This window comes from Trichococcus patagoniensis (assembly GCF_003051085.1).
In the GTDB taxonomy this organism is placed as follows: Bacteria; Bacillota; Bacilli; order Lactobacillales; family Aerococcaceae; genus Trichococcus; species Trichococcus patagoniensis.
On sequence record NZ_QAOM01000008.1, the window covers coordinates 50189 to 71781 of the forward strand.

Annotated in this window: 19 protein-coding genes; 13 read left to right on the forward strand and 6 right to left on the reverse strand. The window is 46.7% G+C overall.

All coding sequences use genetic code 11. The annotated features are described in order from the left end of the window. A complete protein-coding gene (ilvB, locus tag C8U37_RS06740; RefSeq protein ID WP_245879778.1) occupies positions 1-1689 on the reverse strand; it encodes a biosynthetic-type acetolactate synthase large subunit in 1689 nt (562 codons plus the stop codon). Positions 1690-2060: 371 nt separating this feature from the next. After that, positions 2061-2930: a patatin-like phospholipase family protein gene (locus tag C8U37_RS06745; protein WP_108032503.1), complete on the reverse strand. Its 870-nt coding sequence runs from the start codon at positions 2928-2930 to the stop codon at positions 2061-2063. 171 nt (positions 2931-3101) lie between these two features. Here C8U37_RS06745 and C8U37_RS06750 point away from each other — a divergent pair, with 171 nt between their 5' ends. The 6 genes from C8U37_RS06750 (at position 3102) to C8U37_RS06775 (ending at position 9090) form a co-directional block, all read left to right on the forward strand. Next, entirely contained in the window at positions 3102-3878 is a 777-nt protein-coding gene (locus C8U37_RS06750) for an ABC transporter ATP-binding protein (protein WP_211306145.1), read from the forward strand. Positions 3879-4089: 211 nt separating this feature from the next. Next, positions 4090-4914: an MBL fold metallo-hydrolase gene (locus C8U37_RS06755; protein WP_108032505.1), complete on the forward strand. Its 825-nt coding sequence runs from the start codon at positions 4090-4092 to the stop codon at positions 4912-4914. Positions 4915-4940: 26 nt separating this feature from the next. Further along, on the forward strand, positions 4941-6638 hold the full coding sequence (locus C8U37_RS06760) for an FAD-dependent oxidoreductase (protein WP_108032506.1): 1698 nt from the start codon (positions 4941-4943) through the stop codon (positions 6636-6638). Positions 6639-6680: 42 nt separating this feature from the next. Then, positions 6681-7550, forward strand: coding sequence for a damage-control phosphatase ARMT1 family protein (locus C8U37_RS06765; RefSeq protein ID WP_108032507.1), 870 nt, complete (start codon positions 6681-6683; stop codon positions 7548-7550). Then, the gene (locus C8U37_RS06770) at positions 7543-7992 is read left to right on the forward strand and encodes a DUF134 domain-containing protein (RefSeq protein ID WP_108032508.1); all 450 of its coding nucleotides are present in this window, start codon (positions 7543-7545) and stop codon (positions 7990-7992) included. The genes C8U37_RS06765 and C8U37_RS06770 overlap by 8 nt, the downstream gene beginning before the upstream one ends. 171 nt (positions 7993-8163) lie before the next feature. Then, positions 8164-9090 (forward strand): radical SAM protein, encoded by a 927-nt coding sequence (locus tag C8U37_RS06775; RefSeq protein ID WP_108032509.1) that lies wholly within the window; start codon positions 8164-8166, stop codon positions 9088-9090. A 566-nt stretch (positions 9091-9656) separates the two neighbouring features. On the opposite strand, the gene C8U37_RS06780 is transcribed toward C8U37_RS06775, so the two are convergent. Further along, entirely contained in the window at positions 9657-11381 is a 1725-nt protein-coding gene (locus C8U37_RS06780) for an ABC transporter ATP-binding protein (protein ID WP_108032510.1), read from the reverse strand. A gap of 339 nt (positions 11382-11720) precedes the next feature. On the opposite strand from C8U37_RS06780, the gene C8U37_RS06785 reads away from it, so the two are divergent. Continuing rightward, positions 11721-12851, forward strand: a complete 1131-nt coding sequence (locus tag C8U37_RS06785; protein ID WP_108032511.1) for a DUF4878 domain-containing protein — start codon at positions 11721-11723, stop codon at positions 12849-12851. A gap of 272 nt (positions 12852-13123) precedes the next feature. Here C8U37_RS06785 and C8U37_RS06790 read toward each other — a convergent pair whose 3' ends face one another. Together C8U37_RS06790 and C8U37_RS06795 are read right to left on the reverse strand one after the other, a co-directional pair. Beyond that, positions 13124-14065, reverse strand: a complete 942-nt coding sequence (locus C8U37_RS06790; protein WP_108032512.1) for an NmrA family NAD(P)-binding protein — start codon at positions 14063-14065, stop codon at positions 13124-13126. Positions 14066-14149: 84 nt separating this feature from the next. Further along, positions 14150-15064 (reverse strand): LysR family transcriptional regulator, encoded by a 915-nt coding sequence (locus C8U37_RS06795; RefSeq protein ID WP_211306146.1) that lies wholly within the window; start codon positions 15062-15064, stop codon positions 14150-14152. A 189-nt stretch (positions 15065-15253) separates the two neighbouring features. On the opposite strand from C8U37_RS06795, the gene C8U37_RS06800 reads away from it, so the two are divergent. The 5 genes from C8U37_RS06800 to C8U37_RS06820 all read left to right on the forward strand — a co-directional run bounded on the left by C8U37_RS06800 (position 15254) and on the right by C8U37_RS06820 (position 18410). After that, entirely contained in the window at positions 15254-15637 is a 384-nt protein-coding gene (locus C8U37_RS06800; protein ID WP_108032513.1) for a VOC family protein, read from the forward strand. Between the two features lie 23 nt (positions 15638-15660). Next, the gene (locus tag C8U37_RS06805; protein ID WP_108032514.1) at positions 15661-16497 is read left to right on the forward strand and encodes a Cof-type HAD-IIB family hydrolase; all 837 of its coding nucleotides are present in this window, start codon (positions 15661-15663) and stop codon (positions 16495-16497) included. Between the two features lie 321 nt (positions 16498-16818). Next, complete coding sequence (locus C8U37_RS06810) at positions 16819-17298, forward strand: DUF2975 domain-containing protein (protein WP_108032515.1); 480 nt, start codon at positions 16819-16821, stop codon at positions 17296-17298. Between the two features lie 10 nt (positions 17299-17308). Continuing rightward, positions 17309-17527, forward strand: coding sequence for a helix-turn-helix domain-containing protein (locus C8U37_RS06815; protein WP_108032516.1), 219 nt, complete (start codon positions 17309-17311; stop codon positions 17525-17527). A 106-nt stretch (positions 17528-17633) separates the two neighbouring features. Then, on the forward strand, positions 17634-18410 hold the full coding sequence (locus tag C8U37_RS06820) for a SagB/ThcOx family dehydrogenase (protein WP_108032517.1): 777 nt from the start codon (positions 17634-17636) through the stop codon (positions 18408-18410). A gap of 297 nt (positions 18411-18707) precedes the next feature. Here the strand turns inward: C8U37_RS06820 and C8U37_RS06825 are convergent, their stop codons facing one another. Beyond that, positions 18708-18983: a GNAT family N-acetyltransferase gene (locus C8U37_RS06825; protein ID WP_108032518.1), complete on the reverse strand. Its 276-nt coding sequence runs from the start codon at positions 18981-18983 to the stop codon at positions 18708-18710. Positions 18984-19301: 318 nt separating this feature from the next. On the opposite strand from C8U37_RS06825, the gene C8U37_RS06830 reads away from it, so the two are divergent. Then, positions 19302-21197: a S8 family peptidase gene (locus tag C8U37_RS06830; protein WP_108032519.1), complete on the forward strand. Its 1896-nt coding sequence runs from the start codon at positions 19302-19304 to the stop codon at positions 21195-21197. Positions 21198-21593: the final 396 nt, after the last annotated feature.

Consider the following 21593-nt stretch of genomic DNA (forward strand, 5'->3'; position numbering starts at 1 on the left):
CTACACCCCTTCCATTTCGTTATTTGGCCTGCCCGAAACTACCATAGGGTAGACCATTTCATCTTTTGAAATCAGAATATCCAAGATATAAGGACCTGGATAATTCAAGGCTGTCTGGATGGCTTCATCGACTTTATCCGGATCGGATACTCTCGCAGCTGTTATGCCGTATGCATCAGCCAGTTTAACGAAATCAGGTGAATCCGGAATCTCGGAATGGGAGTAACGGCCTTTATAAAATTTATTCTGCCATTGATGAACCATGCCCAATACTTCATTATTGAGGATAAAGTATTTCACATTCAGCCTGTTGGCATTCAGGATCGCCAATTCTTGGTTGGTCATCTGGAAACCGCCGTCGCCGACGAAGCAAACGACCGTTTTGTCAGGGTAAGCCATTTGGGCGCCGATCGCTGCCGGAATGCCGAAGCCCATCGTTCCCAAGCCGCCACTTGTCAGCAATTGTTTGCCGTGTGTAAACGGGTAATACTGAGCTGCCCACATCTGATGTTGGCCAACGTCGGTTACAACAATGGCTTCACCGTGAGTCAATTCGCCGACATACTCGACTACATGTTGCGGCTTGATGAATGTATCGGATTTTTCATAACCGAAAGGGTGCTGTTTTTTATTGTCCATCACGTGGCTGAACCAAACGGAATGGTCAGGCACTTCAGCCAATTTTGTGTCGTTCAGCATAATCAAAGCCAAGCGGGCATCAGACAACACCGGAATATGCGTGTGCATGATTTTACCAAGTTCGGCATTGTCGATATCGACATGGACGATAACCGCCTCCGGTGCGAAATTGGTTGGGTCGCTGGCGACACGGTCATCGAAACGTGCACCGAAGTTGAGAAGCAGGTCACATTCCATCAGAGCCATATTCGAAGCGTAGGAGCCGTGCATACCGGCCATTCCCAATGATAGCTTATGTTTGATTGGGAAGCTGCCAAGACCCAAAAGCGTGTTTACCACGGGAATTTGGTAGTATTCAGCAAAAGCCAAGAGTTCTTTTTCAGCCTGGGCATGGATAACGCCTTGACCGGCCAAAATGATCGGTTTTTTACTTGCAGCGATCGCTTCGTTCACTTTAGCAATCTTTTCCGGAACAGGCAGACACTCTGGATTATAGCCCGGTAGATTTTTATCGGGTTGGGTGTAATCTTCATAGGAGACTTCCTGGACACCGATGTTTTTTGGAATATCGATGACAATCGGTCCTTTTCTGCCTGTATTCGCCAGATAAAAAGCTTCGTGGATGATGCGCGGGATATCCTTGGCATTACGGATTTGATAGTTGTATTTCGTCACCGGCGTCGTCATCCCGATAATGTCGGTTTCCTGGAAAGCGTCCTTACCGATGCCGGCCTCATGCACTTGGCCAGTGATAACAATCAATGGAATAGAATCCAATTGAGCTGTTGCAATTCCGGTCAGCACATTTGTTGCGCCGGGGCCGCTTGTAACGATACAGACGCCAGGTTTGCCGGTAGCGCGGGCATAGCCGTCAGCCGCGTGGACAGCGCCTTGCTCATGTCTTGTCAGGACATGATTCGATTCGGATTTGTAGAATTCATCGTAGATGTGAAGGACAGAGCCGCCTGGATAGCCGAACAGAACTTCAACACCTTCATTTTTCAACGCCTCAACAAGAAGGGTTACGCCTTTTTTTGTTTTAGTTTTCATTTCAGATTCCATGTTAATCTCCCCATTTCTCGTTTTACCTATGTCTGTTTGCAATATGGATAAAAAAAAGCATCCTCATCAATCAATGATGGGATGCTTCATCCCATTTGATTACCACAAATAGGACTTAAACAATCTGTAAAAAATTTCTACAGTGTTTAACTCCTAGATCATTAAGACGATAATAATGTTTAGTGGATTCATCGTTTTCATATGGGATACCTGATTTCTATATGGATTTGTTATTGCTTAAGTGATTGATATAATCATATAAGATTTACATGAGAGTGTCAACGGTAATTTTCACATTAATTTCATTTATTTCTAATAATTGGCCGAATTGGACATGCCGGACGATTTTTTTGTGCGCATCACCGGCTTGACAAGAACTCCTGCAACTCAGGCAGCTGCCTTTCAGCGGCCCGTTCGGCATACTGGTAATAAGCATCCAGACGCTGCACGTTCCGTTCCATCCTGCCTATGGAAAGCTGGTCGGGCGCAATGACAAACGCCTTGTTTTCCTTTTCCAGTTGCTCAATCAGTGCCATTGAGCGGTTATAGGCGATGTGCCGCTGCTCGATGGCTGCAATCACTTCGGGATAAGCCCGCAGATGGCGCCGGATAATGGCATTGAAGCGCTGCTTTTCCTTGATGTAGCCGCGCGGGCGCGTCAGCAGGATTACGTGCTTTTGGTTGCCGTCTGCAATCGCTTTTTCGATTGGAAGCGAGTCAACGATGCCGCCGTCCAGATAGAATTTGCCATTGATTTGGGTAGGGGGCATCAGCAACGGCACAGTGGAAGACGCCCGGATTTTGAGTGCCAATTCTTCGGTGGTTGCGATGTCTTCTTTATCGAAATAAACAGGTTGTGCGGTCTCCATATCCGTCGCAACGATTTTCATGGAAGCCGAATTGTGCTTGAATGAATCGAAATGAAAGGGGATATCGGTCGTGATCGCATCTTCATAGATGTATTTGGTGTTGAAATAACCCTGGCCATTGAGGAGGTATTTCACCCCTGAAAAAGCCGGATTTGCGGCGATATCAACAAATGAAGCTTTTGTGCGGATAAGGTCCCGGCTGACATAATTGATGCCATTGACTGATCCGGAAGAAACCCCGATGACATAATCCATGTAGATTTCTTGACGCAGCAGCGTGTTGATGACTCCTGCGCAAAAGACGCCGCGCATGGCTCCTCCTTCAATGATCAAGGATACTTTTTCTTTATTCTGTTCCATACATTTTTCACCTCAATCTATAGTATAGATGACATTGCGGTGTGATGCGATGCTTTTCTCATTTTTTATTCCCTTAAGGATCGGGATGGCGAAAGCCTTTTCCGGATGCGGCAAATGTGGTATATTCGCATTAATGATACCTAATGACCACAAAATTTTAGATGGGGTGAGATGATGATCAGATTCGACCATGTAAGCGTCACGCGCGACAACCGGAAAATTTTGAAAGACATCAATTGGCACGCAACAAAGGGCGAGCATTGGGCCATACTCGGCTTGAACGGATCGGGCAAGACAACCTTGCTGCAACTGCTGAATGGCTATCTGTGGCCCAGCAGCGGCACACTGGTCGTGTTGGGTGAAACGTTCGGGAAAACGGTCATCCCCGAGCTGCGCAAACGGATTGGCTGGGTCAGTTCCGCGCTGCAGCAACAGCTGAATCAGCAAGAAATTGCCGAACACATCGTCCTGAGCGGCAAATTCGCCTCGATCGGTGTCTGGACCATCCCGACTGAAGCCGAAAAACAGCAGGCGCTGGATCTGCTGATCAAATGCGGCGGAAAGGAACTGATCGGGATCCGCTATGGCATCCTTTCCCAAGGGCAGCAGCAGATCATTCTGATCGCCCGCGCTTTGATGGCCAATCCGGAAATATTGATCTTGGATGAGCCGTGCAACGGCCTGGACCTCTTTGCGAAGGAGAAACTGCTGGAGGATATCCAGCGGATCGCCGATGAGCCGGAAGGGCCGACGATGATCTACGTCAGCCATCACACCGAGGAAATCCTGCCGTGTTTCCAAAAGCTGATGCTGTTGAAGGATGGTTCTATCCATATGACAGGCAAAACAAGCAACTTGCTGAAAGAGGAAATATTGAATGATTTCTACGAAAAGCCGGTGCAGACAATCCGGATGTCCAAGAACCGGCTGGCAGTCTTTCCGAAATAAATAAGATTTCAACTTGATCAGCGTTGGTAGAAAGAAGCAAATAAAAAAAGGAATTAGCCGTGAAATGTGCGTTGTTGCAACAGTTCACGGCTTTTTTATGTTTTGTTTATTCATGAATTTTACATGTGAAAAAACAAACAGGTTATTGACATATGTCATAAATGAGGTAAAATTCTAGGTGCACAATCCATGCAAAAAGGAGGTTTAAAAGGTGATAATTAAAACATTAGCCGAAAACACGGCAATTGCCGACACTTTCGGGACGGAACATGGTCTCAGTCTTTATATTGAAACGAGCAAGCACAAGCTTCTCTTTGATTTGGGCGCAAGTGGCTTGTTCGCTGAGAATGCCGAAAAGATGGGGATCGATCTCGCAGCGGTCGACACCGTAATCATTTCGCATGGGCATTCCGATCACGGCGGCGGTCTGGAGACTTTTTTGAATTTGAATACCACGGCAAAAATATATGTGAACAAAAAAGCTTTCGAGGAACATTATTCGGCTAGACCCAGCGGTATGGCCGACATAGGATTAAATCAGCACTTATTGCCGAACGAACGCTTTGTATTCGTTGATGATCATCTCAAACTGGACGAGGAACTTGAGCTGTTCGCTGGTGTTGCTGTCAATCGGTTCTATCCATCAGGAAATGAGACACTTTTTATGAAACAGGGGTCGGATCTTTTGCAGGATGACTTTAGCCATGAACACAACCTGATAATCACAGATGCCGGGAAAACGGTTTTGATAGCGGGTTGTGCCCACAGAGGGATAGTGAATATCGTGGAACATTTTCATTCCATGAAAAATGCATATCCGGATTTCGTCATCGGCGGCTTCCATTTATACAACCGATCAAAAGATCAACAAGAAGATCCTGAAGTAATGAGACAAATAGGCGAATTTTTGTTGACGACAAAGGCGGATTACTACACGTGCCACTGCACAGGGCTGGCACCCTATAATCGATTGAAAGAACAAATGAAGGAAAAGATAGGTTATTTGGCGACAGGAAGTCAGCTGAGCCTATCTTAAAAAAATGAACAGGGAGAAATGAATTTATGGGTAAAAGAATTTTGATCGTCGGCGGAGTTGCAGGCGGAGCTTCAGTGGCAGCAAGAGTAAGAAGAATCGACGGGGATGCAGAGGTCATCATGTTCGACAAGGGGCCACACGTATCCTTTTCAAACTGCTCGTTACCTTATCATTTGAGCGGAATAGTAGAAAACAGCGCTGACTTGGTTTTGATGAGCCCAGAAAAATTCAAGAAACAATATGACATTGAAGCCCGTGTCAATAGTGAGGTAGTCCACATCAATCGGGATTCCAAAAAAATAGCCATAAAAAATCTTATTACCGGTGAACAATATGAAGAAAGTTACGATAAGCTTGTCTTGTCACCAGGGGCGAGCCCGATCCTTCCAAGAAACATCGCGGGCATCGACAGTCAGCATGTTTTTACGGTCAGGAATGTCGTGGACATCGAGAAGCTGAACGGCTATATCGTCGAAAACGATATCCAGGATGTGGCCGTTGTCGGCGGCGGTTTCATAGGAGTCGAAGTGGCTGAAAATCTGCGTTTGGCAGGGAAAAATGTCAGCCTGATTGAAGCGCAAAATCAGATCATGGCCCCATTTGATTTCGATATGGCTCAAATCCTGCATAAGGAAATGATGGACAATGGGATCAATCTGATTTTGGATGATGGTGTGCAGGCAATAGCGGATGATGCCATTGAATTGCAATCCGGTCGGAAAATAGCTGCCCAAGCAGTCGTCATGTCGATTGGGGTCACTCCGGAAACCAGCCTTGCCAGGGATGCCGGCATTGAAATAGGCGTCACTGGTGCGATCAAAGTAGATCATAATTATTTGACCAACGATAAGAATATTTACGCTGTAGGGGATGCGATTGAGGTATACAGCCAATTGACGCATAAACCGACAAAACTTGCTTTGGCAGGTCCTGCCCAAAGACAGGCGCGGGCAGCGGCTGATCATATGTACGGGATGCCTCACAACTACAAAGGTGTGATCGGCTCTTCCGTGGTGCAAGTTTTTGAACTGGGGGCTGCTTCAACCGGACTGAATGAAAAAACAGCAAAAGCTGCCGATATTTCCTGCGATTTTGTCTATATCATCGCCAACGATAAAGTCGGATTGATGCCAGACAGCAATCCGATGCACTTCAAACTTATTTACGAATATCCGACCGGAAAGATATTAGGAGCCCAAGCAATCGGCAAAGGCAATGTGGATAAGCGGATCGATGTGATCGCAGCCATGATTACGATGGGCGGGACACTGGAAGACCTGAAAGAATTGGAATTGTGCTATGCCCCTCTGTTCGGAACTGCCAAAGATGTCGTCAACTATGCAGCACTGGTGGGACTTAACCTGCTGTACGGCAGATTCCAACAGGTGCCGGTTACAAAAGTCAGAGAATTGGTCGAAAAAGGCGCCTATATCGTTGATGTTCGGGAAACGGGCGAATTCGCAAGAGGACATCTTGTGAATGCCGTGAACATCCCATTAAGCGAATTGAGGGATCGTTTCGATGAAATTCCGAAAGACCAACCCGTCTATCTGCACTGCCGTTCCAGCCAGAGAAGCTACAACGCGGTTATGGCCTTGCAGAACGCAGGGTACGCTAACGTAGTGAATATTTCCGGCTCATTCTTGGGCATCTGCTTGTATGAATACGTCCAAGACTGCACGACCGGCCGCGAAAAAATTGTAACAGCCTATAACTTCAAGTAAGGGCTTCTTTAAAAAGACGAAAATAATATAGGAGGTCCAAGGATGGAATTATATTTGGATTGCTTGCCCTGCATGTTGAAGCAAGTGCTTGAGGCAACGCGATTGGTAACAAACGATACGGATTTACAGGAAAAGATCCTGTGTGAAGCCTTCAATGCATATTCCGACAATAAACCTTACCGATATGCGCCGGAAGTGTGCGAAGATATGCACGCAGTTGTGAAGAAATATACGGAAAGCGCTGATCCATACGCAAACATCAAAAGCAGTGATATCCAAACAGCGTTCAGCCTCGAACCGACGCTTGTAAACTTGCTTGAAGAAGCAATTGATCCAATGGTATGTGCGTTAAAAATTTCCGCTACAGGCAATGTGATGGATTCGGCACTGTACAGCAGTCGCTACCTCGAATCTTTTCTGATCGAGGAATTAGAGATGCCTTTTGTCATCTCCGATGAAGGGTCTTTCAAAAAGGACTTGGAAAAAGCAAAGACAATCCTGATCATCGGCGATAATGCCGGAGAAGCCGTTTTTGACAAACTGTTGGCGCGCTTTTTGGCAGTGGACCACCAGGTCATATACGCGGTAAGGGATGCGGCCATCATCAATGATGTAACAATCGAGGAAGCCCTGCGAGTGGGAATGGACAATGTTGCTGATATTGTTTCGACTGGCTGCGGCGCCCCGGGTGCGGTGCTGGAATCATGCAGCGAGGCATTTCTGGAAGTATTCAATACTGCCGACATTGTCATCAGCAAAGGACAAGGGAATTACGAGGCCCTATCGGATGCGTCCCGCAAAATATTTTTCCTTTTGAAAGCAAAATGCCCTAAAATTGCCAAATCAATTGGAGTCACTGTCAATGATTATGTATTCAAATACAACGGAAAGAGGTTTTGCGATAATGGCTAGGCCAAGAAAATGGAGAAAAGTATGTTGTTTACCCAGTAATGATCGGTTTGGACCTCTTAATGACGAGAAGAAACCGGAACAGATCGTCTTCATGACGATAGATGAATATGAAACGATCCGTTTGATTGATCAAGAGGGCTTCACGCAAGAGCAATGCGCAGAACAAATGGATATCGCCCGGACTACGGTGCAAGGCATGTACAATAGCGCAAGGAAAAAATTGGCTGAATTGGTCGTAAATGGGAAAATGCTGCGGATTGAGGGTGGCGAATACAGGCTATGCAATGAGAGTGGGGAGTGCTGCGGAAATGGTTGCCGCAGACGCAGACACGGTAGAGACCGCCAGAAATGCGTTCAGGAAGAGAGTGCACCCGAAATTTCCGGAAATCAAGTCGACTTGCTTGCTGTCCCGTTGGATAAGCAGGATAATGATAGCAAATAATGGTTAGGTTATGAGTAGAGGCCTTAGCTTGATAATTTTTCAGGTTAGGGTCTCTTTTTCAAAATGTCTTAAAGCTTTTCAACTGAGATTTGAACCGATCGACACCAGCATGTCAATTTGGCATGAGAGCGGATACAAATCGACGGATACTCATAAAGGAGTGTATGGTCAATGGCAGACATGAAGTATATTTATGGTCCAGTACCTTCAAGACGACTCGGAATATCTTTGGGAGTAAGCCCGATCCCTAAGAAGACCTGTAATTATTCCTGCATCTATTGCCAACTCGGGAAAACGGATCATTTCATGAACACGCGTGAGATGTTTTTTCCTGTCGCGGAAATACTGGATGAATTTGACACATTCTTGAAAAGTGCTGTGCCCTTTGATGTCGTTACGATAGTGGGAGAAGGTGAACCAACCCTCTATTTGGGTCTGGGCGAGCTTATGCTGGGAATAAAAGAACGGACCGAAAAGCCGATTGCGGTGATCACAAACGGGGCCCTGCTTTATGATCCGGAGCTGCGCGCAGAATTACAAGCGGCTGATATCGTTCTTCCGACATTGGACGCCTACGATGCTGCCTCGTTCAGGAGAATCAACCGCCCGCACCGCACAATCGATTTTGATCAGGTCAACGACGGCTTGATCACCTTTTCCAAGGAGTATTCAGGGGCCTTGTGGATTGAGATTATGCTGGTAGACGGTATCAATGACGATGACGAATCCCTCAGTAAGTATGCGGAGGCTTTAAAAAAAATCAAATATGACCGCGTCTACATCAATACACCGGTCCGTCCGCCTGCCGAAGCCTATGCCAAAGCGATCAGCCCAGAAAGGATGAACCGCGCAGTCGACATATTAGGCGGGATTCCGATCAATTTTCTCGATACCGAAGGCTTCCACAGCGAGATTCCGGATGATTATGCAGCCATCATGAGCATCATCAAACGCCATCCGATGAATCAATTCGAAGTAGAAGGCTTTTTGAATTCCAGAAACTGCAAAGAAAACGAGGCCATTTTTGCCAGACTGAAAGCTGACGAAAAAGTCTATGCGATAGATTATAAAGGCATCGTGACCTACAGATTAAGTTGAGCTTAGCTTCCTTTGACTTAATGCCGAAAGAAGTCTCCCGATCTTCATACAGAAGTGGCTGTTGCACCTTCTGATGCTAAGAAACAACCCGCCGAAACCATTTTGGCGGGGAAATCCGCCATGAACGCGAATCCCAGACCGGACAAACATACTACCCAACCGTAAAGAAGAAGCCATCTCAAAATAAAATGAGACGGCTTCTTCTTTTTTTGAGACACATAAATATGTGGATGTCGGTTGTTGGAATGGCTATGCATACCGAACAGCCGACAGATGCGGGTTTTCTCGACTGTTCAGGGATCCGTCCTGGGCGTACGCCCGACAGAAGAGCGATTTGTCTGGTGTTTTGCGGTTTTCGGTATCCGTTCAGCCGACAGATGCGGGTTCTCTCGACTGTTCCGGATCCGTCCTGGGCGTACGCCCGACAGAAGAGCGATTTGTCTGGTGTTTTGCGGTTTTCGGTATCCGTTCAGCCGACAGATGCGGGTTTTCTCGGGTCTCCGCCCCGAGAATGCGCAGAAACACCAGACAGCACTTTCTTGTTTTTATATGGATGCTTTTGATTATCACTGATCGATTCCCAAGAACTGGGCTTCATACAGGCGGCGGTAGGTTCCGTCTTGAGCCAGCAATTCCTTGTGGGAGCCTTGTTCGGAAATTCCTTTTTCATCGACGACGATGATCCGATCGGCATGCTTGATGGTCGTCAAACGGTGGGCGATGATCAGAGTCGTCCGGCCTTTCGACAGGTTATCCAAAGATTCCTGGATGACTTGCTCGGTCTCGGTATCCAGGGCGGAAGTCGCTTCATCCAAAATCAGGATCGGAGGATTTTTCAGGAACATGCGCGCAATCGAAAGCCGTTGCTTTTGCCCGCCGGACAATTTGACGCCGCGTTCTCCGATCATCGTATCGAAGCCTTTCGGCATTTCCGCGATGACTTTGTCCAGATTCGCCATCCTGGCCGCATCTTCAATTTCTGCATCGGTAGCATCCAGTTTGCCGTAGGCGATATTCTCGCGGATGGTACCCGGGAAGAGGAAGACATCCTGCTGCACGACGCCGATTTGGTTACGCAACGAGTGCATGGTCAGATCCCGGATGTTGATGCCGTCGACAGTGATGGTCCCTTCCGTTGCTTCGTAAAAGCGGGGAAGGAGGTTGCACAAGGTTGTTTTCCCCGCGCCGCTTGGACCGACGAAAGCGACTGTCTCACCAGCGCGGATCTTCAGATTGATTCCATCCAATACTTTTTTGGAACCGTCGTAGCCGAATGACACCATATTGTAGACAATGTCGCCATTCAGATGGGACACTTCGATAGCATCCGGTTTATCCAGAATATCCGGTGTCCGGTCAAGTTCTTCGGTGAAGCGTCTGAAACCGGCGATCCCTTTCGGATAACTTTCGATCATCGTGTTCACTTTTTCGATCGGACGGACAAAAATGTTGGACAAGAGGATGAAACCGACGAACTCGCCGTAGGAAAGCTGGCCTTGGATCGTGTAATAGGCGCCGAAGAACAGCGCGAACAGGTTGATCAGCCGGATCAGCAGATAGTTATAGGAAGAACTGATGCCCATCATTTTGTAGAAGGCAATTTTGGACCGGCGATAAGCCTGGTTCAAGCCTTCGAACCGTTTCGCTTCATAGGCTTCGTTTGCGAATGCCTGCACGACGCGGATGCCGCTGACAGACGCTTCAATCCCCGCGCTGAATTCCCCCAGCTCTTCAAAAATCCGGGTATTGATCTTCGTCATTTTCTTGTTGAAAAAGACGAGCGCTATCGTAATGAAGGGAATCAGGATGAAAGTGGCGATCGCCAACGGCACATGGATCTGCAGCATCAACAGAAAAGATCCCAACAAGGTGATGATGGTGATGAAGATATCCTCGGGTCCGTGATGCGCTACTTCGGATATTTCGAAAAGATCCGTCGTCAGCCGCGACATCAATTTGCCGGTCTGCTGGTCATCATAGTAGCTGAAAGGCTGCTTCTGCATGTGGCCATACAGTTCTCGGCGCATATCGGTCTCGATGTTGGCGCCCAGTACGTGCCCAAAATAGACAACGATATACTGCATCGCTGTGTTTACGATGTACAACACCAACAGGCCCAGCGAAACCATGAGGATCAAATTCCACTGCCCGGAAGGCAAAATCGAATCAATGACGCTGTTGACGACGACCGGGAAAGAAAGTTCCAGGACAGCCGCCAAAATAGCACAACAAAAATCAAGCATGAACAGCTGCTTGTAGGGTTTATAATAGCCGAAAAAACGTTTAAGCATAGTGACCTCCTCTAAAATCATTCAAATATAGTTATAACATAGATTGCCGGAATGAGGTATTGATACGCTCCTGTAAATTCCTGCAGACTTCTGGAAAAAGTTTATTTGAATAATGTTGCTTAACATCCGCATAGTGGTACAATTATATTAAAATAAATATCCCTCTATTGGCAGGGTTCAGAACGCTGAGCTCTTGAGTATCCGGACATCAAAAGCTGGACTCAATCAATGAGCGATACTACCATCAAAGAAACATTTGCTTTATCAATTCGGTAATCCGTAGTTATTTACATAAAGGAGTGCTAAGGATCACAATTCGAAACTTGGAGGAGTAATAGAATGAGAAAATGGAGAACAATCGTAGTAACGATGCTGTCACTAGCTTTATTGGCCGGCTGTAGTGGCGCAAAACCTGAATCGACGGTCGAAGAATTTTTTGCGGCTGGGCAACAACTTGATACCGAAGCCATGGCAGCCACTGTCCTTTCCACGAATGAGGAAGAAGTGACGGAGCCTGAAGAGCTGCTGACTGATGATTCGAATGAATATCTACTGGAATATTTCAAAACCAATGCTGAAAAAATGACTTATGAAGTAACAAAAAGCGAAATTGACGATGACAAGGCAGTCGTGACGATGAATGCGAAGTATGTCGATGGTGCTCCATTGATTACAGCAACATTCAGTTCCGTATTCATGAAAATGTTGCCCTTGGCATTCAGCGGTACAGAAATGACCGAAGATGAAACAAACCAAATGTTCGCTGATACGATGAAGGAACAGGCAGAGATCGTTTCGGAAACGTTCAAAGAAACTACATTGAAAATCAATTTAGTTAAAGAGGACAACGAGTGGTATATTACGGAAATTACGGATGAAATGATGGATGTGGTCATGTCAGGCTTTATGTCCCTCAGCACTGAGTTGGATAGTGCCTTTGAGGAAACCGAGCCCCTGGATGAAACAAGCACAGAAGAATCTGCTTCCACTTCCTCTATAGTCGGAAAAAGAAGCAATCCTGTGCCTTTGGGACAAGCCATTGAAATTCCGGTTGAGTATTCCAATGAGGATTGGACGGAGAACTACGAAGGGACTATTTCCCTCCAAGTCAATGGCATTACAAAAGGTCAGGCTGCCTTGGACACGCTAATGGCTGAAAACCAATTCAATGAAGCACCTCCAGAGGGAATGGAATGGGTCATTTTTGATGTTGCTCTGAAGTTGTTGGATGGAAATCAAGATACACCTTATACAACATTTCCGTCCTTTGACATCATTTCCTCTTCAGGAAGTGAGATTGCCCAAGATGCCTATGGAACTCTGAACGGGAACGAGTTTGGCTACACCGATCTGTTCCCGGGAGCAGAGGCTTCAGGCCGAGTCGTAAAATACGCTCCAATAGGGGATAACTTCTTGATTTCATATACTGAAGGGTTCTCTGCATCGTATTATTTTTCTAGCGCTCAATAAGCAAAGTGGTGTCCTCCGGTGAAGGAGCTGTTCACCGAAGGACACCGTTAACAACCGAACGTATCTCCGACGAAGACAGCCTCATCGGAGGACAAAAGCAGATTGTGTGCCGAACTCCGGTGAAGCATGCGTTCAGCGGAGAAGAGCAGTTGCTGGTTTCTAGAGTTAGTTCCGTTCATAGGTTCAATTACCACATAATGTCAAAGGGGTGTACCCAAGCAAGAAAATACCATTCTGATTTGGATACACCCCTTCATTTTCAGTTATCGGATTCAGTTATCTTCCGAATGCCGTTCGCCAACCTGAAAATCATCGGCATGTTCGAACATATATTTCACAGTCACGGCATCTTCGCCGGTCAGTTGTTTGAAGTCATCGGTAAAGTTATCCATTTTGCCGAGGCGGATCGCCTCGCCGAATGTGACCATGCCTTCAGAAGAGAAGGGTGCTTCGGAGCCTTTTTTGAATTGGCCTTCTGTTGTTCTCGGCACGCCCATCGCGTCAAAGATGGCGTAGTTTTCTTCATCTGAGATGGCTTGATAGCTGACGTTGTTGCCGGTCGCTTCGTTGCCGTAATTCACGAAATCCGTGATGGTCATCAATTCAGGGCCATTGATGTTCAGGACCGCATCGTGGTATTTATCGGTAGCCAATGCATGCGCAACGGCCTTGGCGCAATCTTTGCGGGAGATATAGGCCATTTTGCCGTCAGCTTGGTTGTTCTGCATAACGCCGCCCATTTTTACGAAAGTGAAGTAGTTGGTGACCATGGCTTCGGCATATTGAGAGTTGCGCAGGAAAATATGATCCATGCCGACTTCATTAATATAGTCTTCCGTAAAGATGTGATCGATTTTTTCGATGCTCGGGTTGCCTTCATCAGCCGCGTTGACCAATGAAGTGTAGATGATCTGCTGAACGCCGGCTTCTTTGGCGGCATCCACGACATTTTTGTGTGCATTTTGGCGTTTTTCCCCGACGAAAGGCATCGAAATCAGTGCAACTTTATCGGCATTGGTGAAAGCTTCAGCCAAGCCGTCCTTGTGGTTGAAGTTTGTGACATGTGTTTCAATGCCTAAGTCCGCATATTTTTTTAATGCAGCCTCGCTGTATGCACAGAAAATCAGCTGGTCCTTTTCGACCAAATCCAAAAGGTACTCCGCCGCCTGATTTCCAAGGTTTCCATCCACGCCTGTCAATAATAATTTACCCATAAAAGTATCGTCCCCTATCTCTTTTTTATCTGTCTTTATGATATGTGAAATAGAGAGCAATAACCAATACAAAAAGCGAATGGCTTATTCGGAAATCGAATAATGCGCTTGGATGGAGCGGATCAGCGCTTGGATAGCCGGCTTGGCGTTGCTGGATAGGTAACCCAGGGCGATTTCAAAAGTATGGAAGGAGCCTTCAATCGGAATCATGCGGATTTCGTCTGATGGGTAATTGAGATTGTAGTTGTCCGGAAAGAAGCCGATCAGGTTGTCGGTCCGGATTGTAAACAATTCCGTTTCGACATCATCGACGGTTTTGGCGATCTGCGGCTGAAAACCGTCTTTTTGCGCATGTTGTACCATCAGATCGTAAGACGCGCCGATGACGGATGGATCCAGCATGACGAGCGGGTACCGGTACAGTTCGGCAAGTGTAACCGATTCTTTCGTGAACAATGGATGTCCTGCACTGACGACGGCCTGATATTTTCCGGTATACAACGGCACCGTCGTGATTTCCTTTTTGCCCTCGAATTCGGAATCGAAAGCGATGGCCACATCATAGATCCCTTTTACGAGATAATCGGAAATGTTCTTCAACAGCACCTTGTTCAGATTCAGTTCGACGAGCGGGTTTTCTTTACGGAAAGCCGGGATGACGGACAGAAGCGTCTGGATATCCGTCATGGCGGAGTATTCGATCGACAAGGTTTCCCGTTGATTGGCTTGGAAATTGCGCATTTTTTTCTGCATGCCCTGGTATTGTTTCCAAAGTACCAGCGCTTCCTCGTAGAAAAGCTGGCCAGCTTCTGTCGGCTCAATCGGCGTCTTTTTGCGGTTGATCAGCCGGATCTGGAACGTATCCTCCAACGAAGCGATCGCCTGGCTGATGGTCGTCTGCGACACATAGTTCCGTTTGGCTGTTTCCGTGAAACTGCGGCAGTCAACCAAGTCTAGGTAATATTTGATTTTTTCGATATTGATGAGCTTCGCCTCCAATCAAAAATCCGTCTGTCTGTAAAGTACCATATACCACCGATAGGAGGCAATCAGAGATTTTGAGAGGATTGTTTCACTCATTTGATTCCGGGTCGGATAGTCCAGACAAATTTATTTCAACCTAAGCCTTTCGCCTGTCATTTTCTGTTCAAGAGGTTATACTGACACTATCAAAGGGGGAATTACAAGATGAAAATAGAACATATCGGTCTTTGGACTGCGGATTTGGAAAAAATGAAAGCATTCTACTGTGATTATTTTAAAGCCACAGCCGGGGAATTGTACCATAACCAAAAATCAGGATTCCGCTCCTATTTCTTGTCCTTCGCGGATGGCGCCAGATTGGAAATCATGCATCGCGAAGATGTCATCAAAGGGACTCAAAACACTGAAATCTTGGGATTTGCCCATCTGGCCATCTCGGTAGGCAGCAAGGAAATAGTCGACGCTTTGACGGAGAAATTGGTGGCTGCAGGCTATCCTTTGTTGAGTCCATGCAGAGTGACCGGCGACGGCTATTATGAGTCCGTCATCGGCGATCCGGAAGGAAACAGAATCGAAATCACGATTTAATATGGAATGATGAGGTGAACTGAGTGGATCTGAAAGCAATTGTTTTGGACATCGACGGTACATTACTGAATGACCAGAAAGTAATCACGCCAAAGACGAGAGAATCATTATTGCGGGCTCAAGAAGCCGGCTTGAAACTTGTGCTGGCTTCCGGTAGGCCTTTTCCGGCGATGCTGAAATTCTCAAAAGAACTAAAGATGGAACACTATCATGGCTTGCTCCTTTCCAATAACGGGGCCTGCGTGACGGATTGTGCAACGGATGAGATACTCTTCAGTCAAAGCATTTCCGAAGAAATAGGCGCAGCGCTGCTGACGCACTTGGAGCAATTCGAGGTCAAACCGATGATTGCGCATAAGGATTACATGTATGTGAACAACGTGTATGATTGCATGATCACCGCACCGCCACACGGCTTGCGGAACATCATCGAATACGAATCCCGCAGCGGAGACTTTAAACTATGCGAAGTGGAACATCTGGCTGACTTTGTCGATTTCCCCCTGCATAAAATTTTGATCGCGGGCGAACCGGATTATTTGGCGCAGCACTGGCAAGCAATCATGCGGCCGTTTGAAGGACAGATCAACGGATTTTTCTCGGCGCCGTTCTATTTCGAGATTGCCGACAAAGGCATCGACAAGGCTTATGCACTGGACAAAACGCTGCAGCCGCTGGGTATCGATGCGGAGCATGTCATTTCCTTCGGTGATGGGCAGAACGATGCTTCCATCGTCGCCTATGCAGGGATCGGTGTCGCGATGGGAAATGCGATCGACGCCCTGAAAGCGAGCGCCAACGAAATCACGTTGTCCAATAACGAAGACGGCATCGCACATATGCTGGAGAAATATCTGTAGGAACATTTACAAAAAAGCCAGATCCGCATGCGTGCGCGGGTCTGGCTTTTTTGATGGATCTGGGGCGGAAAACCCGGTGAGGCGCCCCTAACCGGGTTTTAGCAGCCGAATGTTGTTGGATTTCCCGGCGAGCGGCCCCTCACCGGGAAATCGCAGTACGATAACGACGAAATTACCGGCGAGGACTTCCTTGCCGGTAATTCGCGTCCGTAGCGTTGGAGCACATTAGTTAAGAAACGCTTAAAAGAATAAATAATTATTTTAAAACGATAAATTGCGGGATAAACTAACAGTAACAAATCCAAACGAGGTGTTGTAGACATGAAACGAGAAACATTCTTTTTGAAGGCGGTCGTTGTTCTGATGGGATTTCCGGTAGTGGCGCTATGCATTTTTATTATCCCGGAAATTGCGGCTTTCTTGGTCGAACTGGTTCCAAGTCTCACTTATTTGCAATATCCATTCATGATCGGACTGTACGCATCTGCTGGCATCTATTTCGTCGCCTTGTACCAAGTCTTTAAACTGCTGGGCTACATCGATAAGGATTTGGCTTTTTCCGATTTAACGGTGCAAGTGCTGAAGAACATTAAACTCTGCGCAGCTTCAATCGGCGGGCTGTTCATCCTGTTTATGCCGTTCATTTTTATGATGGGTGATATGGATGACGCTCCCGGTATCGTCCTGATCGGCTTGATCATCATTTTTGCCTGCATGGTGATTGCCGTCTTTGCCGCTGTCCTTCAGAAACTCCTGCAAAATGCGATCGCAATCAAACAAGAAAATGACTTCACGATATGAGGTGGGAAAAATGGCAATAATCATCAATATAGACGTCATGTTGGCAAAACGAAAAATGAGCGTCACCGAACTGTCGCAGCACGTCGGCATCACGATGGCCAATCTGTCCATCCTGAAAACCGGAAAAGCGAAGGCGATCCGCTTCTCGACATTGGAAGCCATCTGCAAAGCCTTGGACTGCCAGCCCGGCGATATTCTGGAATACCGAAAGGATGAAGAAGAGGAATAGCGATTCTGCGCCGACATGACCTAAAAATACAGGGGAAACCCTTAGTCTGTAATAGTGCGAACATTCACAATGCGTGGTAAAATAGTAGAAAAAATGGAGGTTTACCATGCCTAGATATGAGGAACAACGCAATTTTCTGAAGTCGGATTTCAAAACATTCAGCGCGATCGAAACGGATAAACAGAAAGGGATCCCGCAACCGCCCAACGTCAAAGCCCACGCTGCGGATGCGGAAATCATCGATCTGCCTGCCGTCGATGGCAGTGTCGTTAAAAAGGAAAACATCTACGAAATCATCAAGGAAAGAAGAAGTGTCCGCCATTATGCGAAAGATGCGCTCACCTTGGACGAACTGTCCTACCTGTTGTGGAGCACGCAGGCCATCACCGGCACCAACCGATCAGGCATCACTTTCCGTACGGTCCCATGCAGCGGCGGCACGCATTCCTTCGAAACGTACTTGTTCATCCTGAACATAGATGGCTTGAAGAAGGGCGTATACCGTTATTTGGCGGATTGCCATAAACTGTTGTACCTGAGCGAAGTCAACGACATTGATGAGCAGGTCGACAAAATGACGCTCGATCAGCCGTTCGTGCCGAATTTCGCCAAACGCGCTTCGGTCATCTTCTCCTGGAGCTGCATTCCGTACCGCTCGGAGTGGAAATACGACATCACCGCCCACAAAAAGATCCTGATCGACATCGGCGCGGTCATGGAGAATCTGTACCTGACGAGCGAATCGCTTGATGCCGGTACCTGCGCATTAGGCATTTACGATCAGGACATGGTCGACGAACTGCTGCATCTGGACGGCGAAGACGAATTCACGATCTTTTTGGCGGCTGTCGGGAAGAAAGTCGAGAAACGGGAACGCAAATAAACGATTAAAAAAAGAAATCCTGATCATCAGGGTTTCTTTTTTTTGGCGAAGGGCAAATTACCCGGTGAGGAGCCCTTCACCGGGTAAATGCCTCGTAATCCGGGCGAAATTACCGATGAGGATAGCTTCAACGGTAATTAGCATCCGGATTGTAGTGGATTTCCCGGCGAGCGGCCCCTCACCGGGAAAAACGAACCGATATACAAAAAAAATTAAACAAAAGCGGAAAGACTGTTTCAACATACAGTCTTTCCGCTTTTTGCCTGCCTATTTTTAATTTGACCGAGTGGAAAAATCTTAGCCCATCACATCAGCGTAAAGTGAGCTGTTCCTTTCGAGCATGCCCTTGGCAAAAGGGCAGATCGGGATGATTTTTTTGTTTTCCTCCCTGGCCAATTCCACCACGCGTTCAACCAGTTGCGCGGCAATTCCTTGGCCACGGTAATCGTCATTCACAAAAGTACGGTCGATGACAATCATCCCGCTGCCATCAACAAAATAGTTGATTTCGCATATCAAATTTTCATTTTCATCGTTTTTGTAGAAGCGTGAGTCACCGCTATCAAAGTTCATAGTCTGATCTCCTTTTTAATTTTTGATGTATTTTTAACGCTACATATCCGGTTTCCATTTCATCTTATTCCTGCGGTTGAGACCAGTCAAGAGATTAGCATTGAATGTGATTGAACCAATCTACCACAACAGCACGATTACGTTCAATTTTAAAAAGATATTCTGGAAACAAAGAAACTTCTTCTCGAAAACAATCAATGTAAAGGTATACAATCAAAGAATAATGCACTAAAATAATATAATGTTAGAATCGTTTGAAATCAAAGGCGTAACCGACCATCCGTGGTCGATTTTTGATAGCAAGAAAGGGGAAATAATATGTTTTCGAAAAGATTTTATGCAGTCTTATTAACATCTTTGTTCATTTTTAACTATACATCAATAAATACTGAGGCAATGGCATCCCAATCATCATCTGAGGCAGCGGCAACCCCGAACAATTCTGCCGATTTTCAGGATGTGATTGTAAGATTTAAAGACAAGCCTGGTCAGGCGGAATTGCATGCATTCAAAGGCTTGGGCGGCGAGGTCAGCAATGTTTTCACCATTATCCCAGCGGTTTCCGGAAAACTTCCGGCGAAAGCCATCGAAGCGCTTAAGAATAATCCGCAGGTGGAAGTAGTCGAATTGGATGTTGCCGTGCAGGCACTTGAATATACGCCAGAAAACGAGCTAGGCAACAGTTGGGGTGTGGATTCAGTCAACGCCGATGCAGCGCATGCCATTGGCTATTCCGGCGAGGGAGTCAAGGTTGCCGTCTTGGATTCCGGAGTGAATTTCAATCACTTTGACCTTCAGGACAACTTTGACTTTTCCGCAAACGAATTAGGCTACGATTTTGTTTCGGATGATTTCTACCCTGAGGATGTTTTTGGGCACGGTACCCATGTGGCAGGAACACTTGCTGCAGCGAGCAACGGGTTCGGAATTGTAGGGGTTGCGCCAAACGCACAGATCGTGGCGCTCAGAGTTCTGGATGACAATGGGGAAGGTACCGCAAGCAGGATTATTGAAGCGCTGCAGTGGATTCAGAATTATAATGCCGCACATCCTGATTCTCCCATACGCATCACAAATAATAGCTATGGCACCGGATCCAATTCGTCACAGCTTCGGGAAGCTTTTGATGTGCTGGCCAGCTCCGGGGTTCTGCATATAGGCTCTGCAGGCAACGACGGGAGTGCTGCGGGCAATGGCAATAATGTCAGTTACCCTGCTAGATATGCATCGGTAGTAGCAGTTGCGGCTCTCGACAAAAACAATCAGAGGGCCAGCTTTTCCAGCACGGGTTCAGACGTTGAAATAGCTGCGCCTGGGGTAGCGGTTCTGTCGACTTGGAAAGACGGCAGCAACTTTGCAGGCCCGCAGCCATTTTCGTTCGCAGGTTACGCAGGCGAGTACTTCATTGAAGCAAGCGGAACTTCAATGGCGTCCCCGCATGTCGCAGGTGTCGCAGCTTTGCTGATGGCGTCTGATCCGAGCTACACTGCGGAGGCAGTCCGCAATAAAATGAATCAAACAGCCGTGGATTTGGGGGATACAGGTAAGGACAACCTGTACGGCTACGGATTAGTGGACGCTTCCTCAGCGCTGGGTATTGTGCCTGGGACAAATACTCCACCTGTCGCGTATGACCAGACTGTCAACACAACACAAAATACATCTGTAGAAATCACACTCATCGCTGCGGATCCAGACGGCGATTCGATGACCTACATGATTGCATCAGGTCCGGAAAACGGAACAGTGGGTGGGTCTGGGCCAGATATCACCTATACACCGAACGCTGCCTTCACAGGCACGGACACCTTTGTGTATGAAGTAAAGGACAGCGCAGGCGCAACGGACACTGCAACAGTGACCATAAATGTTGCACCTCCAATTGCACCTGCAAGGACTGTGGATTTAATTGTCCAGATGAGCGCCACAACCAGAAAAATAAACAAAATTAATTATGTATGGGCAACAGCCAAAGTGAAGGTCATGGAAGCGGGTGCCCAAGTAGCTGATGCAACTGTCACAGGCCACTGGGAAGATGCAACGACAAGCCTTAATTCCGGGAATGCCGGAGCAAACGGGACGGTATCCTTCACATCCGAAAAATTAATCCAGTCGACTGAACAACGGATGTTCACTTTTGTTGTCGATAGCGTCTCTATAGGAGATGTGAACTTTACTATTGGCGGCCAGACGACAAGTTCAATCATCAAATGATAAAACAGCAAGGTATCCTTGATAGGGTTTAAGCTGCTATTAACTTTCCTCATCAATGCAATAGAGTCGGGACTTCGGTTCCGGCTTTTTTGTATTGCTCAGATACTGTGAGAATAAACCTTTATAATGAACGAGGTTAGTCTGTAAGCATTATGAGATTGAATCTACACAAACATCGTTGTTCAGTCTGATTTACTTTGTTGTCTACTCCAAAAACGGTATTTAAATGAAAAAACATGTGAATAATGTCTCTTGATTGAAGTGTTTTCAATAGCAGATGGCGGCTTTATTTAAAACGAAGGAAAAATATATCATTGTGAGTAGCGTTTTATTTTGTCGAAAAAATACATACGGATTATCATAGCGGGCATGCTGTTGATGCTCGGTTTAGGGATT